Genomic DNA, 21,668 nt, shown 5'->3' on the forward strand with positions numbered 1-21,668 from the left:
CCCGCTCCCACAAGGGGAACGCATTTCAAAATGTGGGAGCGGGCTTGCTCGCGAAGAGGCCAGAACAGTCAATACGCATTTAACCCGCACAATACCGGTACAAAAGTGAAACATTCGTCAGCGCAAATTTGGTCTGCCGCCCGAAGCTGCTTATCATGGCGCGCCCATCCAACGTCATAGAGTTGCTTATGCGCCGCCTGCTCACCGGCTGTTTCGTCACCCTGCTGCTGTTGCTCAACACCCTGATCCTGATCGGGCCGTTGATGGTCTTTGCCCTGCTCAAACTGGTGGCGCCCGGCCGCTGGCGCGACTATGCGTCGTGGGCGGTGATGTGGATCGCCGAGACCTGGGCCGAGATCGACAAGCTGATTTTCCACCTGTGCATCCCCACTCAATGGGACATTCGCGGCGGCGACGATCTGCGCGGTGACACCTCTTATCTGGTGGTCAGCAACCATCAGTCGTGGGTGGATATTCCGGCGCTGATCCAGACGCTCAACCGGCGCACGCCGTTCTTCAAGTTTTTCCTCAAGAAAGAGCTGATCTGGGTGCCGTTCCTGGGGCTGGCGTGGTGGGCGCTGGATTACCCGTTCATGAAGCGCTACACCAAGGCGTTTCTGGCGAAACACCCGCAACTGGCGGGCAAGGATCTGGAAATCACCAGGCAGGCCTGCGAGCTGTTCAAGCGCCAACCGGTCACCGTGGTGAATTATCTGGAAGGCACTCGCTACACCTGCGCGAAAAGTGCGCAGCAGCAATCACCGTTCAAGCATTTGCTCAAGCCCAAGGCAGGCGGCGTGGCGTTTGTATTGGCGGCGCTGGGTGAGCAACTGGATGCGATTCTCGATGTGACGGTGGTTTATCAACAGCCAAACATCCCGGGCTTCTGGGACTTGATCAGCGGCAACGTGCCGAAGGTGATCATCGACATCAAGACCCGCGAACTCGACCCGGCGCTGTGGCAGGGCGATTACGAAAACGATCCGGTGTTTCGCCAGAAGGTCCAGAGCTGGGTCAACCAACTCTGGAACGAGAAGGATCAGCGCATTGGCGAACTGAAAAACGCGCGCCGCTGAATCAGCTACCGGTGCCCGCGCCCCAGATGCTGCCCAGGCTCTGCAGGAGCGGGCCACCGACACCTTGATCACCGAGGTATTTGAGGAGCACCGGGGCAAACTGGCCGATCATCCCGCTGTCCATGCCCAAGGCGCCGAAGGCGTTGTTCAGATCGCTGGTGTTCTTGACGTTGCCCAGTGCGTTTTCCAGTCCGGCTGACTTGCCCGACGAGCCCAGCAACCCGCTCAACGCCGCCAGGTTGCCGCTACCGCCCGACAGCTTGTCGATGCCTGGCACTTCTTTGGCCAACTGCGAATAATCGGTGCTGCTCAATTGGTTCTTGGCCAAGCCAAGCATGGCGCTCGTGCCGCCGACGGCTTGCTGAGGGGTAACCCCCAGACCGGTGACGGCTTGCAGCAAACCGGCCGTTTCCGAGGTCGGCGCAGCGGCGGTGGCAGCGTTGCCGCCCTGCATGCTCGAAGCAGCCTTGGTCACATCGTCCAGGCTGAACCCGGCAAACACCGGGCTGGCCGCAAGGGTCATCAGCGAAGCCATGGCAATACCGCGTGAAATCTTCATTCAGACATCCTCTTGCGCTGTGAAAACCGCCCGTCAATGAACGGTAAAACTGCCGGTTTGACCGGGCATCCGCCGGCATGTTCCAAGCCAGCGCATCCATTTTCAGCATAGCCACGTATACAGATCGTGAAACCCTGGAATGATCGCGATGAATGGCATAACCGCTGTCGCTGGACTAGCCTGTGAACAGCCCGATACTCACCTTCGTCGCCGAACCTTTGCCTGGAGAGTCGTCATTTCCCTCGCCGACACCGATCAGTTGCGACAGTTGTTGGCCCAGTGTTCACTGGGCGATCGTCGCGCCTTCGAAACCCTGTACCGCAGCGTCGGCCCGCGCCTGCACGGCGTGGCCCTGCGGTTCATGGGCCGCAGCGATCTGGCGGAAGAAGTGCTGCAGGAAAGCTTCGTGCGCATCTGGAACAACGCCTCGCGCTACGAAGCGCACCTGTCGGCACCAATGACCTGGATGATCAACATCACTCGCAACCAAGCCATCGACCAGTTGCGCAAACACCGCGACCGGCCGCTGAGCGATGTCGAACAGGACGCGCTGGCGGACGAAGGTCCTTCAGCACACGACCAATTGAGCAGCGCCCGCGAAGCCCACGCCTTGAACCGCTGCCTGGACAGCCTCGACGGCATGCAACGTCAGTCGATCAGCGTCGCCTACTTTCAGGGATTGTCGTGCACGGAGCTGGCCGAACACCTGGCCACGCCGCTGGGCACGGTGAAATCGTGGATTCGCCGTGGCATGGAACGCCTGCGCCGGTGCCTTGAATCATGAACTACCAGACCCCAGCCCTGCGCCGCGCCCTCGCCGCCGATTACGCCATTGGTTTGATGGGCTCGGCAGCACGGCGACGTTTTGAACAGTTGCTGCTCGACGACGCGGCGCTGCGGGCTGAACTGGCGCAATGGCAAGACACGCTGGCGACCCTCACCGAATCCCTGCCGGAACAACCAGTGCCCGACCGCGTGTGGCATGGCATTACCGCGCGGATTGAGCCGCAAGTCCTGCATGTGCCGGAAAAACGTCCGTTCTGGAACTGGCTGCGCGTCACGGCGGCGCTGTGTTCGATCGTGGTTTTGGTATTCCTCGGCTCGCTGTACAACCGCGATGACGCCCGCTACAGCGCAACCCTGCTGAGCGCCGACGCGCAACCAGCGCTGAAGATTGAAGCGCATGCCGATTATTTGCAGGTCGAGCCGCTGACCCTGGCTGTCGTCGATCCCGCTCGCAGCCTGGAGTTGTGGGCGATTCCAGCCGATGGCAAGCCGATCTCGCTGGGGGTGATACCCACGGGGGGCAAAGGCAGAGTTGAGTTGAGTGATGCGCAGAAGGTGTTGATTGGTCAGCCGATTGCGCTGGCTGTGAGTCTTGAGCCTAAGGGTGGTTCGCCAACAGGAAAACCGACTGGGCCGGTGTTGTATCAAGGGGCGCTGGCGACGTTGTAATTGGATAGTAATTAAAAAGAAAAGAACAATCGCGAAAAAGCATAAAAAACTGTCAGTTCTAACAGTTGGCAGCTTTCATTATCAAAGAGAAAATTTCCGCTCCTACTATGTAATGGAGTACAAATGATGAAGCTGAAAATTGTCTCGGGTGTTCTGGTTAGTCTGGCCATGATGAGCACTGCCTATGCAGGAACTTGCTCGACTCTCTCGGTAACCCATTCTCAAGGTGCCGAGGATCTCACCTTCACCTCTGCACGCTTGAAAGACAAAGACAGCGCCAATTCCGTTGTCATTTGTCGCTACAACGGCAAAGACGACCTCGGCGCCTCGTCCGGTTACAGGAACGGTACTCCGGTTAAAGCCACTGGAACCGGTTGGAAAGATAAGGAAGGTAAACCTTCGGATGATTGCGTAGTCACCGATGGTGACGTCAGCAAATGCTCGTTTGAAGAAAAGAATTAATAACACGTAAAAAAGGGCAACCCCAGGGTCGCCCTTTTTATATGCGTGGAACTTACGCCGCACTAAACAACTTGTGCGGATCAATCACAAACTTCTTCGGCACGCCGGCATCGAACTCGCCGTAACCTTCCGGCGCCTGATCGAGGCTGATGACTTGCACGCCCACCACTTCGGCGATGTTGATGCGATCCCACATGATCGCCTGCATCAGTTGGCGGTTGTACTTCATCACAGGCGTTTGGCCGGTGTGGAAGCTGTGGGATTTGGCCCAGCCCAGACCGAAGCGAATGCTCAGGCTGCCCATTTTCGCGGCAGCGTCCACGGCGCCCGGATCTTCGGTGACGTACAGACCGGGAATGCCGATCTTGCCCGCTACGCGCACCACGCCCATCAGCGAGTTGAGCACGGTGGCCGGCGCCTCGGCTTTGACGCCGTCGTGGCCGTGGCCGCGTGCCTCGAAGCCGACGCAGTCCACTGCGCAATCGACTTCCGGTTCGCCCAGCAGCGCGGCGATCTGTTCGTGCAGCGGCGTGTCTTTGGACAGGTCGACGATTTCAAAACCCTGCGCCTTGGCGTGGGCCAGGCGGATGGTGTTGACGTCACCGACGATCACCACAGCAGCGCCCAGCAAACGTGCCGAAGCCGCAGCGGCCAGACCGACCGGGCCGGCGCCGGCAATGTAAACGGTGCTGCCCGGGCCAACGCCGGCAGTAACCGCGCCGTGATAACCGGTCGGCAGAATGTCGGAGAGGCAGGTCAGGTCACGGATTTTCTCCATGGCCTTGTCGCGATCCGGCAGTTTCAGCAGGTTGAAGTCGGCGTACGGCACCAGCACATATTCGGCCTGGCCACCGGTCCAGTCGCCCATGTCGACATAGCCATAGGCGCCGCCGGCACGGGCCGGGTTGACGGTCAGGCAGACGCCGGTGTGTTGCTCTTTGCAGGAACGGCAGCGCCCGCAAGCCACGTTGAACGGAACGGAAACCAGATCACCGATTTTCAGGTTTTCGACGTCGGAGCCTTTTTCGATCACTTCGCCGGTGATCTCATGACCCAGCACCAGACCGGTCTGCGCCGTGGTACGGCCGCGCACCATGTGCTGGTCGGAGCCGCAGATGTTGGTGGAAACCACCTTGAGAATGACCCCGTGCTCGATCTTGCGACCGCGCGGGTCCTGCATTTTCGGATAGTCGATTTTCTGTACTTCGACCTTGCCAGCGCCGAGATACACCACACCACGATTGCCAGACATGCTTTCACCTCGCTGTTGTTTTTATGGAACCGCGTTGCCCAGGCAGGCAGCGCGTTAAGTGCTCGGGTTATTGCTTGTGGGTGCTGCGTTGTCAGTAATGGCTCCTTCGCGAGCAAGCCGGCTCCCACTGGGTTCGGTGGTGAATTCAAATTTTGCGAACGACACCAATCCCTGTGGGAGCGGGCTTGCTCGCGAAAGCGATCTAGAGAACGACTGTTCTATTGGCGTTCAAAAACACCCTTCTTTCGATGTGATAGCCAACGGCCCGGGCCAAGGTCAGACCTTCGATATCCCGTCCCTTGGCAATCAGATCTTCCGGGTAATGGCTGTGATCCACCGCCTCGACGCCCTGGGCGATGATCGGCCCTTCATCCAGATCGTTGTTGATGTAATGCGCCGTCGCCCCCACCAGTTTCACGCCTTTGTTATAGGCCTGGTGATACGGCTTGGCGCCTTTGAAGCCCGGCAGCAGCGAGTGATGGATGTTGATTGCCTTGCCATCAAGCTTGCGGCACAGCTCCGGCGACAACACCTGCATGTAGCGGGCGAGGATCACCAGCTCAGCGCCGGACTCTTCGATCACCTGCCATACCTGACGCTCCTGCGACGGCTTGTCGTTGGGGTCGAGGGGGAAATGGTAGTAGGGAATCTGGTGCCAGTCGGCCAACGGCTTGAGGTCCGGGTGATTGGACACCACCGCCGCCACGTCCATCGACAATTGGCCGATGCGCTGGCGGTAGAGCAAGTCGTTGAGGCAGTGATCGGCCTTGGAGACCATGATCACCACTTTTGGCCGGTAGTTCGGCGCGGTCAGCTCGAAGACCATGCCGAAGGCCTGACCACGCTCGCCGAGGCTGGCGCGAAAGGTTTGTTCGTCGAAACCGTCAGGCTGGCGAAACTCCACGCGAATGAAGAAGCGGCCCGAGAGCCGGTCATCGAAGGAGTGGTGCTCGGTGACGTAGCAACCCTGCTCGAACAGAAAACGCGTCACCGCGTCCACAGTGCCGAGAACGCTGGGACAGTCGGCGGTCAGAATCCATGTGTCTGGGGCGCGGCTCATGGTTGTGTCTCCTAGGCCTGGACGCTGAGGCCGTACTCGGCCGATGCATCCTGCAACCACAACCACCAGTAATCCGAGAAGCTGCGACGGATCAGCAGCTCCCAGGTGTCTTCAGCGGTATGGCGAATCATCAACTGCGATTTGGCGAACACCGTGCCGACCGCTTTACCGACCGGGAAGTTATTCGGGTGCACGTCGTAGCTGGTGGATTTCATCAGCACCTGACGCACATTCGGCCCGCTCAGTTCGAGCACTTGCTGGCCGCCGCTGACGTTGACGATGGCGATGTGCAGATCGCCCAAGGCTTCGCGCAGCTTTTGCTCGGCGGCGAACTCTTCACCGCTGGGCACGATCAGCAGCCATTCATCCGGGCCCATCCATTGCAGGCTGGTTTCGCCTTTGACGATGACGCTCAGAGCGCCGGGCAGTTCGATGCCCAATGCTTTGTGCACACCGGCGGCGAAAGCGGCATCGTGGCCATCGCCACGAAGAGTCAGGTGGCCGAGGAGTTTTTTCTCACGCACGATCACGCCGGCGCTCTTGCGGCCCTTGCCGACCAGGCTGGCGAGGTCGGCATGGTGCAGCGACGACTCGGCACGGGCACCGGTGGTCGGGCGTTGTTGGTACACGTTGGCTGTGGTCATAAAGCACCTTTGCTGAATTCTGTGGTGAATCTACTGGCGCCTTCGCGAGCAAGCCCGCTCCCACATCTGGAATGCATTCCCCTGTGGGAGCGGGCTTGCTCGCGAAGGCCGCGACTCGGTCTGTCAGATATTTTGACGGTCGCCCTTCGGATCGAAGAACACCGAAGACACAATCTCCGCCTCGATCACGCTGCCATCGGCCAGCGGCGCAAACACCCGCTCACCCATACGCTTGAGACCGCCCTTGACCACGCCCATGGCAAACGAATAACCGAGGGAGTTGTGCGCGTAACTGGAGGTCACGTGACCGACCATGGTCATCGGGATCGCTTGCTTGGTGTTGAACACCAACTGCGCACCTTCGGGCAGCCACACATTCGGGTCGATCGGTTTCAGGCCCACCAACTGTTTGCGCTGATCACGCACGCAGTCTTCACGGTTCATGCCGCGCTGACCGATCCACGAGAACGGTTTGGTGCGACCGACGCACCAGCCCATGTTCAGGTCGTCGGGGGTCATCGAGCCGTCAGTGTCCTGACCGACGATGATGAAACCTTTCTCGGCGCGCAGAACGTGCATGGTTTCAGTGCCGTACGGGGTCAGGTTGTACGGCTTGCCGGCCTCGACGATTTTCTCCAGCACGCCCATCGCATAATCGGCCTGCACGTTGACTTCGTACGACAGCTCACCGGTGAACGAGATGCGGAACACCCGCGCCGGCACACCGCCAACCAGACCTTCCTTCCAGGTCATGAACGGGAACGCTTCGTTGCCCAGATCGATGTCGGTCACGGCGCTGAGCAGCTTGCGGCTGTTCGGCCCGGACAGGGTCATGGTCGCCCAGTGGTCGGTGACGGACGTGAAGTAGACCTTCATGTCTGGCCATTCGGTCTGGTGGTACAGCTCCAGCCATTGCAGCACGCGCGCCGCACCGCCGGTGGTGGTGGTCATGACGAAATGGTTGTCGGCCAGGCAAGCCGTCACCCCGTCGTCGAAGACCATGCCGTCTTCTTTGCACATCAGGCCATAACGGGCCTTGCCCACGTCGAGCTTGGTCCAGGCGTTGGTGTACACGCGGTTGAGAAACTCGCGGGCATCCGGGCCTTGAATGTCGATCTTGCCCAGGGTCGAGGCATCGAGCAGGCCGACGCTGTCGCGCACGGCTTTGCATTCGCGCTTTACGGCCGCGTGCAGGTCTTCACCGTTTTTCGGGAAGTACCACGGACGTTTCCACTGGCCCACATCTTCAAACTCGGCGCCATTTTTCAGGTGCCATTGATGCAGTGCGGTGTAGCGCACCGGTTCAAAGATGTGCCCACAGTGACGGCCGGCCACGGCGCCGAAAGTGACCGGCGTGTAGTTCGGGCGGAACATCGTGGTGCCCATCTGCGGGATGGTCACGTTCAGCGAACGGGCGGCAATGGCCAGACCGTTGACGTTGCCGAGCTTGCCCTGATCGGTGCCGAAGCCCAGCGCGGTGTAGCGCTTGACGTGCTCGACCGACTCGAAACCTTCGCGGGTCGCCAGTTCGATGGCGGCGGCGGTGACGTCGTTTTGCAGGTCGACGAATTGCTTCGGCGCACGGGCCGTGCCCTTCTCATGCGGCACCTGGAACAGCGCCAGCGTCGGCTCTTCGAGACGGCTCAGGGCTTTGGGCAGCGTGCCTTCGACCGCCGCGAAACCGGCTTCACTGGCAGCGCGCACGCCACCTTCAAAACCATCGGCCAGCGAATCGCCGAGACCGTAAACGCCATTGATGCCACCCACGCACACGCGTTTCTGCGGTGCTTCGCCCGGTATGAAACCGAGGATGTCTTCGCGCCAGGTCGGCTTGCCGCCCAGATGCGAGGCCAAGTGAACCACCGGGCTGTAACCCCCGGAAGTCGCGACCACATCGCAGTCGAGCCATTCGCCCGGGCTGGTCACGGCGTGCGCCTTGACATCAATCGCGGCGACGCGGGCAGCGGTCACGCGCTTGCTGCCACGGGCCTCGATCACGGCGCTGCCGGTGAGGATACGGATGCCTTTGGCGCGCGCTTCTTCCACCAGCGCACCGCGCGGATTGCTGCGGGCGTCGGCGATGGCCACCACTTGCAGACTGGCGTCGAGCCAGTCCAGCGCCACGCGATAGGCGTGATCGTTGTTGGTCGACAGCACCAGTTTCTTGCCCGGCGCCACGCCGTAACGGCGCACGTAAGTCGACACAGCACCGGCCAGCATGTTGCCCGGCACGTCGTTGTTGCCGTAAACCAGCGGACGCTCGCAAGCGCCGGTCGCCAGCACCACACGCTTGGCACGAACGCGATGGATGCGCTGACGCACTTGACCGATTGGCGCGCGGTCGCCGAGGTGATCGGTCAGGCGTTCGTGAATGGTCAGGAAGTTGTGGTCGTGGTAGCCGTTGACCGTGGCGCGCGGCAACAGCAGCACGTCCGGGGTGTCTTTCAATTCGGCGATGACGCTGGCAACCCAGTCCATCGCCGGTTTGCCGTCCAGGCTTTCGCGCGAATCGAGCAGGCTGCCGCCGAACTCTTCCTGCTCGTCAGCCAGAATCACCCGGGCACCGCTGCGCGCAGCCGCCAGTGCAGCGGCCAGACCCGCAGGGCCAGCGCCGACGATCAGCACGTCGCAGTGCTGGTTCATGTAGTCGTAGGTGTCCGGATCGACTTCGGTCGGCGAACGGCCCAAACCTGCAGCCTTACGGATGTACTTCTCGTACGTCATCCAGAACGATTGCGGGTACATGAAGGTTTTGTAGTAGAAACCCGGTGGCATCAGCTTGCCGCCGACCTTGCCGAGAATGCCCATCATGTCGTTGTTGACGTTGGGCCAACCGTTGGTGCTGGTCGCGACCAGGCCTTGGTACAACGCCTGTTGCGTGGCGCGCACGTTGGGGATCTGCGTGGCTTCGGTCGCACCGATCTGCAGCACGGCGTTCGGCTCTTCGGCACCGGCAGCGAAAATGCCCCGTGGACGCGAATACTTGAAGCTGCGACCGATGATGTCGACACCGTTGGCGATCAGCGCGGCGGCCAGCGAGTCACCCTCGAAGCCTTTGTAGGTCTGACCGTTGAAGGTGAAGCTCAGCACTTTGTTGCGGTCGATCCGTCCACCGTTGGACAGGCGATTGGTCTGGCTCATACCTTCTCTCCCAGCGCCGTCGTGGCTGTTTTTGCAGGGTCAGCCTTGTCGGTGAATTGCGGCTTTTCGCCGATCTTGTAGGTTTCGAGAATCTCGTAGGTCACGGTGTCGCGAGTGGCGTTGAAGTACTGGCGGCAACCAGCGACGTGATCCCACAGCTCGTGGTGCAGACCGCGCGGGTTGTCGCGGAAGAACATGTAGTCGCCCCACTCCTCGTCGGTGCAGGCGGCAGGGTCCAGCGGGCGCGGGATGTGCGCCTGACCGGATGCATGAAATTCCTCTTCGGAGCGCAGTTCGCCGCAGTGAGGACAGAAGATATGCAACATGGGGATTTCTCCTGTTAGTGGGCGACGGCAGCAGCGCCGTGTTCGTCGATGAGGGCGCCGTTGTGGAAACGGTCGATGGAAAACGGTGCGGCCAACGGGTGCATTTCACCCTTGGCCAGGCTGGCGGCAAACACGTTGCCCGAGCCAGGTGTGGCCTTGAAGCCACCGGTGCCCCAACCGCAGTTGAAGAACATGTTCGGTACCGGGGTTTTCGAAATGATCGGGCAGGCGTCCGGCGTGGTGTCGACGATGCCGCCCCACTGACGGTTCATGCGCACCCGCGACAGCACCGGGAACATCTCGACGATGGCCTGGATGGTGTGCTCGATCACCGGGTACGAACCGCGCTGGCCGTAGCCGTTGTAGCCGTCGATACCGGCGCCGATCACCAGATCGCCCTTGTCGGACTGGCTGATGTAACCGTGCACGGCGTTGGACATGATCACGCTGTCGATAATCGGTTTGATCGGCTCGGACACCAGCGCTTGCAGCGGGTGGGATTCGATCGGCAGACGGAAACCGGCCAGTTTCGCCATGTGTCCGGAATTACCGGCCGTCACCACGCCGACACGCTTGGCGCCGATGAAGCCTTTGTTGGTTTCGACGCCGATGCACACGCCGTTTTCCTTGCGAAAACCGATCACTTCGGTCTGCTGGATCAAGTCCACACCGAGGGCGTCGGCGGCACGGGCAAAGCCCCAGGCCACGGCATCGTGACGGGCGACGCCGCCGCGACGCTGGACGGTCGCACCCAGCACCGGGTAGCGCGTGTTTTTCGTGCAGTCGAGGTACGGAATCTCGTCAGCCACTTGCTTGGCGTTGAGCAGTTCGCCATCGACGCCGTTGAGGCGGTTGGCGCTGACCCGACGCTCGGAATCGCGGATGTCCTGCAGGGTGTGGCACAGGTTGTAGACGCCACGCTGGGAGAACATCACGTTGTAGTTCAGGTCTTGCGACAGACCTTCCCACAATTTCATCGCGTGTTCATACAGGTGCGCCGACTCGTCCCACAGGTAGTTGGAGCGCACGATGGTGGTGTTGCGCGCGGTGTTACCGCCGCCCAGCCAGCCTTTCTCGACCACGGCCACGTTGGTGATGCCGTGTTCTTTGGCCAGATAGTAGGCCGTCGCCAGACCATGCCCGCCGCCGCCGACGATGACCACGTCGTAAACCTTTTTCGGCGTGGGCGTGCGCCACATGCGCTGCCAGTTTTCGTGGTGGCTGAGGGAGTGTTTGAAGAGGCCGAAGCCCGAATAGCGTTGCATAGTCATTTACTCCAGAACGCTCAGCGATAAACCGGGAAGTCTGCGCACAGGGCCGCAACCTGCTGGGCGACATTGGCCTCGACATCGGCATCGCCGAGGTTGTCGAGGATGTCGCAGATCCAGCCGGCCAGCGTTTCGCACTGAGTCACCTTGAAGCCGCGCGTGGTCACTGCCGGGGTGCCGATGCGCAGGCCCGAGGTGACGAACGGCGACTGCGGGTCGTTCGGCACGGCGTTCTTGTTGACGGTGATGTGGGCACGGCCGAGGGCGGCGTCAGCATCTTTGCCGGTCAGGCCCTGACGGATCAGGCTGACCAGGAACAGATGATTGTCGGTACCACCGGACACTACATCGTAGCCACGTTTGATAAATACGCTCGCCATCGCCTGAGCGTTGTCGATCACTTGCTGCTGATAAGCCTTGAAGCCTGGCTCCAGCGCTTCCTTGAAGCACACGGCTTTACCGGCGATGACGTGCATCAGCGGGCCGCCCTGGGCGCCGGGGAAGACAGCAGCGTTGAGCTTCTTCTCGATCTCTTCGTTGGACTTGGCCAGGATCAACCCGCCACGCGGACCGCGCAGGGTCTTGTGGGTGGTGGTGGTGACCACGTCAGCGTAAGGCAGCGGATTCGGGTACAGGCCGGCAGCGACCAGACCCGCAACGTGGGCCATGTCGACGAACAACAGCGCCCCGACCTTGTCGGCGATCTGACGGAAACGCGGGAAATCCAGGGTCTTGGAGTAAGCCGAGAAACCGGCCACGATCATCTTCGGCTGGCACTCAACGGCCAGACGCTCGACTTCGTCGTAATCGATCAAACCGGTCTTGGTGTCGATGCCGTACTGCACAGCGTTGTACAGCTTGCCCGAGGACGACACTTTGGCGCCGTGGGTCAGGTGACCGCCGTGGGCCAGGCTCATGCCGAGGATGGTGTCACCTGGTTTGATCAACGCCAGATACACGGCGCTGTTGGCCGAGGAGCCGGAGTGCGGCTGGACGTTGGCGTAATCGGCACCGAACAATTGCTTGGCGCGTTCGATGGCCAGCGCTTCGACTTTATCCACATGCTCACAACCACCGTAGTAGCGCTTGCCCGGATAACCTTCGGCGTACTTGTTGGTCAGGCCGCTGCCCTGCGCTTGCATGACGCGTTTGCTGGTGTAGTTCTCGGACGCGATCAGCTCGATGTGATCTTCCTGACGTTGCTCCTCGGCATTCATCGCCGCCAGCAGTGCATCGTCGTAACCCTGGATCTGGTCTTGCTTGCTGAACATCGCGTCTCTCCCAGCGGCGGCGGTGCGCCATTCGTCTCGGTCAGGCACCGGCGTGCCCTTTGATGCGATGGTATGACCGGCGCAGACAGCTCAAATGCCTACGGACGCCACGCAAAGGTGCGTTTACGACATGGCGGGAAATGTCGTTGAAAACACTATCCTCAAACCTGCACAGCCCCCACAGGGGTTATGTGTAGGCCGCACGAATGGCGAGCAACAGAAGAAAATGCGCAGGATAGAGGGCGTAAGCCCAGCGGCGCATGGGTGGCGGATGAAGCGACCGGGTCTGTCGCAACAGGAACAGGCCAAGCAGTGGCGCAATCAGACAAGTGATAAGGCCGAAGATCGCTACTTCATTGCCCAATTGCGCCGACTCGAAAAGCACCCGCCACTGATTCGCCGCCAGACACACCAGCCCCGGCAACAGGCTGAAATACCACTCACGGCGGATCACCAGCAGTGTCGCCAATGGCAGCAACACCCCAAAAATGCCAAACATCAGTCGCTCGCAAAACACCGCGGCCAGCAGCACAGCCGCGACACCGACCAGTCGCCAAACCCGTGTTCCATCCTGCCAGCCCCGCGCCACCAGCAGCCCTAATGCCAACGTAGGCATAACGTTCAACGTGTCGGGGTCAGGCATGTACAAGCGATACGGAATTTCACTGACGGCACTGAACAACACCAACCACCCCAGATAACGCCACTCGATCTTGCGCATGCCATCACGGGAAAGATTCGCCGCCATCGCCAGACAGAACCACGCAAACGCCAGCCGCCCCGGCACGTAAAGCCAATCGACGCTGATCCCGACATATCGCAGATGATCGAGCAGCATGCTTGCAAGCGCTAACCACTTGAGCAGATCCAGCGCGCCGTCACGTTGACTCAGGTGCATAATCGGCCCGTGTCCTTGTAAAGTTCTGACAGCGACATCCCGTGTGCTCCCCGGATGATCTTCGGTAAAGTGCGCAACCCTCATTGACCAACGAAGCGTCAAAAGCGCTTCGATCACGGAAGCCGGCCATGACCGACAAGAGCCAACAATTCGCCAGCGACAACTATTCCGGTATCTGCCCTGAAGCCTGGGCTGCCATGGAACAGGCCAACCACGGCCACCAACGCGCTTACGGCGACGATGAATGGACAGCGCGAGCCGCCGACCATTTCCGCAATCTGTTCGAAACCGACTGCGAAGTGTTCTTCGCCTTCAACGGTACCGCCGCCAACTCGCTGGCGCTGTCGTCGCTGTGCCAGAGTTACCACAGCGTGATCTGCTCGGAAACCGCCCACGTCGAAACCGACGAATGCGGCGCCCCGGAATTCTTCTCCAACGGCTCGAAACTGCTGATCGCCCGTACCGAAAACGGCAAGATCACGCCGGAATCGATCCGCGAAGTTGCGCTCAAGCGCCAGGACATTCACTACCCCAAACCGCGCGTGGTCACACTGACCCAAGCCACCGAAGTCGGCAGCGTCTACACCCCGCAAGAAGTCCGCGCCATCAGCGCGACTTGCAAAGAACTGGGCCTGCACCTGCACATGGACGGCGCACGCTTCTCCAACGCCTGCGCCTTCCTCGGCTGCTCGCCGGCGGATCTGACCTGGAAGGCCGGTGTGGATGTGCTGTGCTTCGGCGGCACGAAAAACGGCATGGCCGTGGGTGAGGCGATTCTGTTCTTCAACCACAAACTCGCTGAAGACTTCGATTACCGCTGCAAACAGGCCGGACAACTGGCCTCGAAAATGCGCTTTTTGTCGGCGCCGTGGGTCGGCATCCTCGAAAACGACGCCTGGCTCAAATACGCCCGCCACGCCAACCACTGCGCGCAGTTGCTGGCCGAACTGGTCAGCGATATTCCCGGCGTGGAGTTGATGTTCCCGGTGCAGGCCAACGGCGTGTTCCTGCAACTGTCGGAACCGGCAATTGCGGCGTTGACCGCAAAAAACTGGCGTTTCTACACCTTCATCGGCAAGGGCGGGGCACGCTTCATGTGCTCGTGGGACACCGAAGAAGAGCGCGTGCGTGAGCTGGCCCGCGACATCCGCGAAGTCATGTCCCACTAACGCCTCTCCCCGCACTGCTCGTTCCCACGCAAAGCATGGAACGAGCAACGCTCTCGCGCTTGCTGCTTGGTCTACATTGTCTGTCGAGCCTCCGCTCACACAACAATAAGCAGGAGCATCGGCATGTCGCTACAAGGCAAAACCCTGTTCATCACCGGCGCCAGCCGTGGCATTGGCCGTGAGATTGCGCTGCGGGCAGCCAGGGACGGGGCCAACATCGTCATCGCCGCCAAGAGCGCCGAACCCCACGCCAAGTTGCCCGGCACCATTCATAGCGTCGCCGCGCAAGTCGAGGCTGCTGGCGGCAAGGCATTGGCACTGCAAGTCGATGTCCGCGACGAAACCGCAGTGCGACAGGCGCTGGCTCAGGCGAATGAGCATTTCGGTGGGATCGATGCACTGGTGAACAACGCCGGGGCGATCAAGTTGACCGGCGTGCGACACATCGAGCTCAAGCGGTTCGACCTGATGCACCAGATCAACACCCGCGCGGTGCTGTTGTGCAGCCAGGCCGCCCTGCCCTATCTGAAAAAATCCGCCGGACACATTCTCAATCTGTCACCGCCGCTGAATCTGGCGAGCAAGTGGTTCGCCCAATACAGCCCCTACACCGTGACCAAATACGGCATGAGCATGCTGACGCTGGGCATGAGTGAGGAATTCGCCAATGACGGCATCAGCGTCAATTCGCTGTGGCCGCAGACCATGATCGCCACGGCGGCCATCGAATTTCAGCTGGGCAGTCGCGAGTCGTTCAAGCATGCGCGCACGCCGGCGATCATGGCGGATGCAGCGCATGTGATTTTGAGTAGCCGCGGACGCCAGATCAGCGGGCGGTTGTTGATTGATGAAGAGATTTTGCGCGAGCACGGCGCGACTGAATTCGACCACTACCGTTTCGAGCCGGACAGCGACGCCGCTTTGATGCCCGACCTGTTCGTGGATTGAAACACCCTCCGCTGTGGGAGCGGGCTTGCTCGCGAAGGCGTCAAATCAGTCAACATCAGTGTTGAATGACATACCGCATTCGCGAGCAAGCCCGCTTCCACATTTGTACTGCGGTGAAATCTAGAATTCGATCCGCACGTCGCCTTTGGGCACGCTGCAGCACGACAAGATAAACCCTTCGGCCTCGTCTTCCTCGGTAATCCCGCCGTTGTGGTCCATCTCGACTTCGCCGCCCAGCTTCATGACCTTGCACGTCCCGCAAATCCCCATGCCGCAGGCTTTCGGAATCATCAGCCCAAGCTTGGCCGCCGCTGCGTGCACGGTTTCGCCCGGCGCCACGCGAATGCTCTTGCCCGACGCGGTGAATTCCACCTGATGCAGGTCTGCCACATCGATTTCCGGTGCATCCGCAGCTTGTTCGGCCTGCTCCACTGCGTCGGCGCGGGCCTCGGGTGGCGTGGCGCCGAAGGATTCCTCGTGATAACGCGCCATGTCGTAACCGGCCGCTTCCAGCAAGCGCTTGACCGCGCTCATGTACGGCGTCGGGCCGCAGCAGAACACCTCACGCTCAAGGAAGTCCGGGACCATCAGTTCGAGCATCTTGTGGTTCAGATAACCGCGATACCCGGCCCACGGTTCGCCCAGACCATGCTTCTCGCAGATCAGGTGCAAACTGAAGTTGTCGATCCGCGACGCCATGTGCTCCAGCTCGCGGTGGTAAATGATGTCTTTGGGCGAACGGGCGCTGTGGATAAACGTCATGTCGACGTTGGCGTTGGTGTCATAGAACCAGCGCGCCATCGACATCACCGGGGTGATACCGACGCCGCCGCTGAGGTAAAGCACTTTGGGGCCCGGAAAGTCGATGGCGTTGAACAGACCGACCGGCCCGTGCACCGCCAGTTCCTGGCCTTCATGCAGGTTGTCGTGCAGCCAGTTCGAGACTTTGCCGCCCGGCACCCGTTTGATGGTCACCGAGAAGCTGTAAGGCACCGACGGCGAACTGGAAATGGTGTACGAGCGCATGATCGGCTGGCCTTCGATTTCCAGCTCCAGGGTCACGAACTGCCCGGGCTTGAAGAAGAACAGGATCGGCTGATCGGCCATGAAGCAGAAGGTGCGCACGTCCCAGGTTTCCTGGATGACTTTGACGCAACGGACGATGTGTCGGCCATTGGCCCAGGTCTGGGTGGTGACCGGATTCAGGAAGCTGTTGGACATGCTGTTCTCCACGGCCGACTGTCGGCCTTCATGTGGCGATTCTGCGTATAGCGCAGAGGTCCCGTTTACCTATCCGCGACATTGACATACTTATGGCAACCAGCCCCCTATCACTGGGGGATACACGTCGGGAACAGATTGCGCCATGTCGCCCATGGATAAGGTTGCGCCCTGCGCCGGGCCCACACTCAGCGCCACATCAACACAGATTTTCTGCGCCTTGCGATGTAACCGTATCAGCCACTATTCGCCGGCCACCCTGATGGCCATGAGGAACATATCGATGGACGTCACCACTACCCTGAGCTTGGGCGATCCACTGGAACCCGCACGCAAGGCCACCGCACAGATGTTGCAGGAGCGCGAGCGCACCTTTTCGCTGCCACAACCGTTCTACAGCGACGAACGGCTGTTCGATATCGACATGCAGGAAATCTTCCAGAAAGAGTGGTTGATCGCTGGCATGACCTGCGAAATTCCGGCCAAGGGCAACTACCTGACCCTGCAGGTCGGCAAGAACCCGATCATCGTCATTCGTGGCGCCGAAGGCGTGGTGCATGCCTTCCACAACGTCTGCCGCCACCGTGGCTCGCGCCTGTGCACCAGCGAAAAGGGCAAGGTGGCCAAACTGGTCTGCCACTACCACCAGTGGACCTATGAGCTGGACGGTCGCCTGCTGTTCGCCGGCACCGAAATGGGCGCCGACTTCGACATGAAGCAGTACGGCCTCAAACCGGTGAACGTGAAGACGGCCGGCGGTTACATCTTTATCAGCCTGGCGGAAAACCCGCCGGCCATCGATGACTTCCTGTCGACGCTGAACCATTACATGGAACCGTACGACATGGAGAACACCAAGGTGGCGATCACCACCACCTTGATGGAGAAAGCCAACTGGAAACTGGTGCTGGAAAACAACCGCGAGTGCTACCACTGCAACGCGTCGCACCCCGAATTGCTGAAAACCCTGCTCGAATGGGACGACGTCACCGACCCACGCGCCGATCAGGCGTTCAAGGATCACGTCGCAGCCTCCGCCGCTGCCTGGGAAGCCGAGAAGATCCCTTACGCCCACGCCAGTTTCGGTCTGCGTAACCGCATCGTGCGCATGCCGCTGCTCAAGGGCACCGTGTCGATGACCCTCGACGGCAAACAGGGCTGCGCCAAACTGATGGGCCGGATCAAGAACCCGGATCTGGGTTCGATGCGCATCCTGCACCTGCCACACTCGTGGAACCACTGCATGGGCGATCACATCATCGTCTTTACCGTGTGGCCGATCAGCGCCCAGGAAACCATGGTCACCACCAAGTGGCTGGTGCACAAGGACGCGGTCGAAGGCGTCGATTACGACGTCGAGCGCATGCGTCAGGTGTGGGACGCGACCAACGATCAGGACCGCCGTCTGGCCGAAGAGAACCAGCGCGGGATCAACTCCACCGCGTATCAGCCTGGGCCGTACTCCAAGACGTATGAGTTTGGTGTGGTCAACTTCGTCGATTGGTACAGCGAGCGCATGCTGAGCAACCTCGGCGCCGAGCCCGCGCCGTACCTCAAGGGCGTGCCGGTTCAGGGCTAAGATCAGAGGCAAAAGCTTCGCGAGCAAGCCCGCTCCCACATTTGGAATGCATTCCACCTGTGGGAGCGGGCTTGCTCGCGAAGAGGCCGGCCCAGTCACCTCATCACTTCGATGACCACCTCACACTGCCATCCTCACCAATAAACTCCTCAAAAATATCCTCCCCCACCAGCCTGATTTTCGCGTACCCATTCAACACCCGCAGCGGATACGCCGGATCGTTCGCATCCTGAGTCTCCGACCACAACACCCGAGAATGCCCGTCCAGTTCACTGGCGTTGCCATAAGGAATCGCTCCGTGCCCGGCACATCGCGCCTTCAAACCGCCCTGCTGCGCGTAGACGATGCCGTTGTGCAAATGCCCCCAATACCAATAATCCGGTTCACGCCCCAGCGCATCGCACACCGGTTGATACAGCGCGGTCTTGTTGTGCCCGGTAATATCGAAACCCTGATGATGGCTGAGCACCATGATTTTTTTGCGTTTCGGCAAGCCTTTCATCCACTGGATTTGCGGCTCGTTCAAGGTGCCGTCCATATAAAGATTCAATGCCTCAGACGCGTACGCCGAGTCGAGCCCGACCACCAGCCAGTCATCGTTGATCAAGGCAAAATAACTGGTGCCCTGCTGCCCCGCAAAACGCTTGGCGAGTTCCTTGAAGTAGCCGTGGGCGCCGCTGTACATCTCGTGGTTGGAATTGAGGGTGAATGAGCCATGAGTGCCCATCGGCCATCCGGCCATGTCGACGTCTTCCTGCGAGTGGCTGCCGGCGTAATACACATCGCCCAGATGGATGGTGAAATCGGCCTGGGCCAGTTGCATCTGGTTGGCCACCGACACCGCCGGCGCGTGGCTGTCAAAGGGGCCGGTGCCCCAGTCGCCGGCAATCGCCAGGGTCACGTCGCGCTCCATCTGCACTAACGCCGGATCGGTGCCGAATGTCGCGTGATGACGCAGGTTTTCGATCCACTTGAGCAGCGCCTCGCTCCACAGCAGATCGAGCAGTTCCCACTTGCGACAACCGAGCAGGCTGCCATCCTTGAGCACCCGGGTTTGCAGTTGGTCGCTCGACTGCGGCAACGGCGCGGCGTTGCCGATGCGCAAGATCGACAAGCCGTGAGACAGCTCCCAGGGCACGCCCGGTTCGTCGTCCGGCAACTCGCCGTTTTTCAGCACGTACTGCGCCTGATCGTGCCCCCGCTGGAGCAGCTTGATGATGGCCTCGAACTCATGCGGCTCAAGCTCGCTGACGAGCTTCATCCAGGCCATTTCCATGCGGGTGACCAAGCCGTGAATGCGTACTTTGACCTTGTCGTACTCGTGTTCCCAATGACTGACCAGTGACATGGCGTAATCCTCTCTCCGTAAGGGCTTACAGGGTTTTCATGAATTCGATCAACGCACGCTTGTCGTCGTCCGACAGCGTCGTGCCATACAGGTGACCGCTGTTGTGGTTGCCCTCCAGCCGCGTGTCGTACTTGAAGTCCGCCGAGGCCTTGGCCTGCGCGCCGCTGGTGACAAAACCGACGTTGACCGGGTCGTAAATGTCGGAACCGGTGATGAACACCTGCGGACGTTTTTCCGGCGGTTGCAGCAAGTCCCACAGGGTCGGCACCGAGCCGTTGTGCAGGTACGGCGCGCGCAGCCAGATACCGTCGGTGGGCGTGTTGCTGTAACTCTGGGTTTTGCGATAGGCGCCGAAGTCGAACGGCGGTTTCTTGAAGGTGTGGAACGCCGCCACCAGACCGGTGGTGAACGAGTCCAGCCGATGCGGATCAGTGCCGAGCTGATCGATGTTGGTGGTGACCTGACCCGTGTCGGCACGGCCGAAGTCATGGCAACCGGCACAGTTCGCCTCCCAGACCGGTTTGCCCTGCGCGACCTTGGCCTGATCCAGCGCCCACGGCCACGCCGGGGCCTTGTGCCCGAGCAGCCAGTTGGTCACGCGGTTGAAACTGGGTGGCAGTACCGATTCCGGCGTCGCACCCACGGCCATCGCGGCAGCGTAGTTGCGTTCGTGGATCTTGTTGTTATTGCCGTCCCAATGCAGGTACATCGATTCGCGTGGTTTCTGGTTCCACACTTGCGGCAGGTCGACAGTGCCGATGGTCGAGTCATCCGGGAAGCCGAACACCACCATTTTCGTCGGGTTGAACGTATCGGTGCGCCCCGGCCCTTGCTGCGGGCGCAGCTTCTGCCAGGCGTAGGCCTGCTTCTGCTTGAGCAAGGCGCTTTTCGCCATCGGCATGATCAGGTAACGGTTGTAGAGCTTCTCGAAAAAGCCCAGCTGGAATTTGCTGTTGATCGCCGCCATCACCGCGTCGGTAGTGAATGTCGGATCGCTGGCGCAATCGTAGGCAAACCACTGGAACGCTTGCAGTTGCAAGGTATTGGCCGGCGCACTGGGCACATTGACGGCGACGTCGCTGGCATTGGCGCGGTAAGAGCCGGTGTGGCACAGCGCGCAATTGGGCTCGACGGTCGGGTAGCCGATTTGCCTTTTTGCCATGCCGATGGGCAGGTCCTTACCGTTCTCGAAGAGGAAACCGAAGACTTCCCAGCCACCGGGCTTGGGCATTTTCTCAGGGCACATCTGCGGCAGCACGGCGAACAGGTAATAGGGGATTCGTGCTTCGATGCCGAGGCCGATGGCGGCGTATTTGTAGTGGTCCTCGTCGGAGGCGTATTCCTGCTCCGGCACCACACGCAGCATCTGGTACCAGGTTTCGTAACCGATGAAACCCAGTAAAACCACGACCACCAAGGTGCCGACCTTGAAGCTGTGGCTTTGCCAATGTCGCGACCACGCGGCGCGCCATTGGCGCCAGCCCTCGCAGAGCAGTGCCAGCGGTCGATTCTCAGGCGTGGTGCCCAGATACAGCAAAATGCCGAGGATCAGGAAAAAACTCAGATCGCCCATCAGCATCGGCACAAACACCGAGCCCTGAGTGCTGGTGTTGATCAGGTAAATCCAGAACACCACGGCGATCAGCCGTGTCAGCACGCACAGCCAGGAATGCACCACGTAACGCGACGCGTTGAACCCCGACGGCATGTAAAACACGCTGATGCCCACCAACAGCATCCCGGCGTTTTCCAGCCACGGATCGGAGAGTTGCGGCGGCAAGCCGACCACCGATGTCAGCAATCCCGGCGCGAACAGCGCGGGGATCGCGAACACCATGTTCATCGCAATGCCTAGCCAGATGAAGCGTTGAAACCAGCGGATGTAGGTGTCCATGTCATCCATTTCCTTGTACAGACCCAAGAGATGTAGTGCCTGACCTACCCCTTTCGCGAGCGAGCCCGCTCCCACAATGGATGGGGGATACCCACTG

Annotated in this window: 19 protein-coding genes; 7 read left to right on the plus strand and 12 right to left on the minus strand. The window is 60.5% G+C overall.

Translation table 11 applies throughout. The features are described 5' to 3' along the window. Positions 1–188 precede the first annotated feature (188 nt). Positions 189–1,076, plus strand: coding sequence for an acyltransferase (locus tag AACY02_RS00215; RefSeq protein WP_339430252.1), 888 nt, complete (start codon positions 189–191; stop codon positions 1,074–1,076). Position 1,077: 1 nt separating this feature from the next. Here AACY02_RS00215 and AACY02_RS00220 read toward each other — a convergent pair whose 3' ends face one another. After that, on the minus strand, positions 1,078–1,635 hold the full coding sequence (locus AACY02_RS00220; protein WP_221731148.1) for a DUF2780 domain-containing protein: 558 nt from the start codon (positions 1,633–1,635) through the stop codon (positions 1,078–1,080). Between the two features lie 148 nt (positions 1,636–1,783). Here AACY02_RS00220 and AACY02_RS00225 point away from each other — a divergent pair, with 148 nt between their 5' ends. The 3 genes from AACY02_RS00225 (at position 1,784) to AACY02_RS00235 (ending at position 3,552) form a co-directional block, all read left to right on the plus strand. Beyond that, positions 1,784–2,419 carry a sigma-70 family RNA polymerase sigma factor gene (locus AACY02_RS00225; RefSeq protein ID WP_339430253.1) on the plus strand — a complete coding sequence of 212 codons (636 nt, stop codon included), beginning with the start codon at positions 1,784–1,786 and terminating at the stop codon, positions 2,417–2,419. Continuing rightward, entirely contained in the window at positions 2,416–3,090 is a 675-nt protein-coding gene (locus AACY02_RS00230; RefSeq protein ID WP_339430254.1) for an anti-sigma factor, read from the plus strand. The genes AACY02_RS00225 and AACY02_RS00230 overlap by 4 nt, the downstream gene beginning before the upstream one ends. A 123-nt stretch (positions 3,091–3,213) precedes the next feature. Beyond that, entirely contained in the window at positions 3,214–3,552 is a 339-nt protein-coding gene (locus AACY02_RS00235) for a hypothetical protein (protein ID WP_339430255.1), read from the plus strand. 52 nt (positions 3,553–3,604) lie between these two features. Here the strand turns inward: AACY02_RS00235 and fdhA are convergent, their stop codons facing one another. From fdhA to AACY02_RS00275, 8 genes are all read right to left on the minus strand, one after another. Beyond that, positions 3,605–4,804 carry a formaldehyde dehydrogenase, glutathione-independent gene (gene fdhA, locus AACY02_RS00240; protein ID WP_093429915.1) on the minus strand — a complete coding sequence of 400 codons (1,200 nt, stop codon included), beginning with the start codon at positions 4,802–4,804 and terminating at the stop codon, positions 3,605–3,607. Positions 4,805–5,006: 202 nt separating this feature from the next. Then, positions 5,007–5,864, minus strand: a complete 858-nt coding sequence (purU, locus tag AACY02_RS00245) for a formyltetrahydrofolate deformylase (RefSeq protein WP_339430256.1) — start codon at positions 5,862–5,864, stop codon at positions 5,007–5,009. 11 nt (positions 5,865–5,875) lie between these two features. Continuing rightward, the gene (locus tag AACY02_RS00250) at positions 5,876–6,508 is read right to left on the minus strand and encodes a sarcosine oxidase subunit gamma (RefSeq protein WP_339430257.1); all 633 of its coding nucleotides are present in this window, start codon (positions 6,506–6,508) and stop codon (positions 5,876–5,878) included. A 123-nt stretch (positions 6,509–6,631) separates the two neighbouring features. Beyond that, the gene (locus tag AACY02_RS00255) at positions 6,632–9,649 is read right to left on the minus strand and encodes a sarcosine oxidase subunit alpha (RefSeq protein ID WP_339430258.1); all 3,018 of its coding nucleotides are present in this window, start codon (positions 9,647–9,649) and stop codon (positions 6,632–6,634) included. Next, positions 9,646–9,975, minus strand: a complete 330-nt coding sequence (locus tag AACY02_RS00260; RefSeq protein WP_339430259.1) for a sarcosine oxidase subunit delta — start codon at positions 9,973–9,975, stop codon at positions 9,646–9,648. Before AACY02_RS00260 ends, AACY02_RS00255 begins: the two co-directional genes overlap by 4 nt. Before the next feature lie 14 nt (positions 9,976–9,989). Continuing rightward, positions 9,990–11,240 (minus strand): sarcosine oxidase subunit beta, encoded by a 1,251-nt coding sequence (locus tag AACY02_RS00265; protein WP_221731155.1) that lies wholly within the window; start codon positions 11,238–11,240, stop codon positions 9,990–9,992. Between the two features lie 20 nt (positions 11,241–11,260). Then, positions 11,261–12,514 carry a serine hydroxymethyltransferase gene (locus tag AACY02_RS00270; protein WP_339430260.1) on the minus strand — a complete coding sequence of 418 codons (1,254 nt, stop codon included), beginning with the start codon at positions 12,512–12,514 and terminating at the stop codon, positions 11,261–11,263. A 187-nt stretch (positions 12,515–12,701) separates the two neighbouring features. Further along, positions 12,702–13,412: a TraX family protein gene (locus AACY02_RS00275; RefSeq protein ID WP_339430261.1), complete on the minus strand. Its 711-nt coding sequence runs from the start codon at positions 13,410–13,412 to the stop codon at positions 12,702–12,704. A 128-nt stretch (positions 13,413–13,540) separates the two neighbouring features. On the opposite strand from AACY02_RS00275, the gene AACY02_RS00280 reads away from it, so the two are divergent. Further along, positions 13,541–14,581, plus strand: a complete 1,041-nt coding sequence (locus AACY02_RS00280; RefSeq protein ID WP_339430262.1) for a threonine aldolase family protein — start codon at positions 13,541–13,543, stop codon at positions 14,579–14,581. Between the two features lie 123 nt (positions 14,582–14,704). Then, entirely contained in the window at positions 14,705–15,529 is an 825-nt protein-coding gene (locus AACY02_RS00285) for an SDR family oxidoreductase (RefSeq protein ID WP_339430263.1), read from the plus strand. A 120-nt stretch (positions 15,530–15,649) separates the two neighbouring features. Here the strand turns inward: AACY02_RS00285 and gbcB are convergent, their stop codons facing one another. Further along, positions 15,650–16,750: a glycine-betaine demethylase subunit GbcB gene (gene gbcB / locus AACY02_RS00295; protein WP_221731160.1), complete on the minus strand. Its 1,101-nt coding sequence runs from the start codon at positions 16,748–16,750 to the stop codon at positions 15,650–15,652. A 283-nt stretch (positions 16,751–17,033) separates the two neighbouring features. Here gbcB and gbcA point away from each other — a divergent pair, with 283 nt between their 5' ends. Beyond that, entirely contained in the window at positions 17,034–18,329 is a 1,296-nt protein-coding gene (gene gbcA, locus AACY02_RS00300; protein ID WP_339430264.1) for a glycine-betaine demethylase subunit GbcA, read from the plus strand. A 103-nt stretch (positions 18,330–18,432) separates the two neighbouring features. Here the strand turns inward: gbcA and AACY02_RS00305 are convergent, their stop codons facing one another. Beyond that, the gene (locus AACY02_RS00305) at positions 18,433–19,677 is read right to left on the minus strand and encodes a metallophosphoesterase family protein (protein ID WP_339430265.1); all 1,245 of its coding nucleotides are present in this window, start codon (positions 19,675–19,677) and stop codon (positions 18,433–18,435) included. A 25-nt stretch (positions 19,678–19,702) separates the two neighbouring features. Further along, entirely contained in the window at positions 19,703–21,571 is a 1,869-nt protein-coding gene (locus AACY02_RS00310) for a c-type cytochrome (RefSeq protein WP_339430266.1), read from the minus strand. Between the last annotated feature and the right edge of the window lie 97 nt (positions 21,572–21,668).

The organism is Pseudomonas sp. EA_65y_Pfl2_P78, assembly GCF_963970495.1.
Lineage (GTDB): Bacteria > Pseudomonadota > Gammaproteobacteria > Pseudomonadales > Pseudomonadaceae > Aquipseudomonas > Aquipseudomonas baetica_A.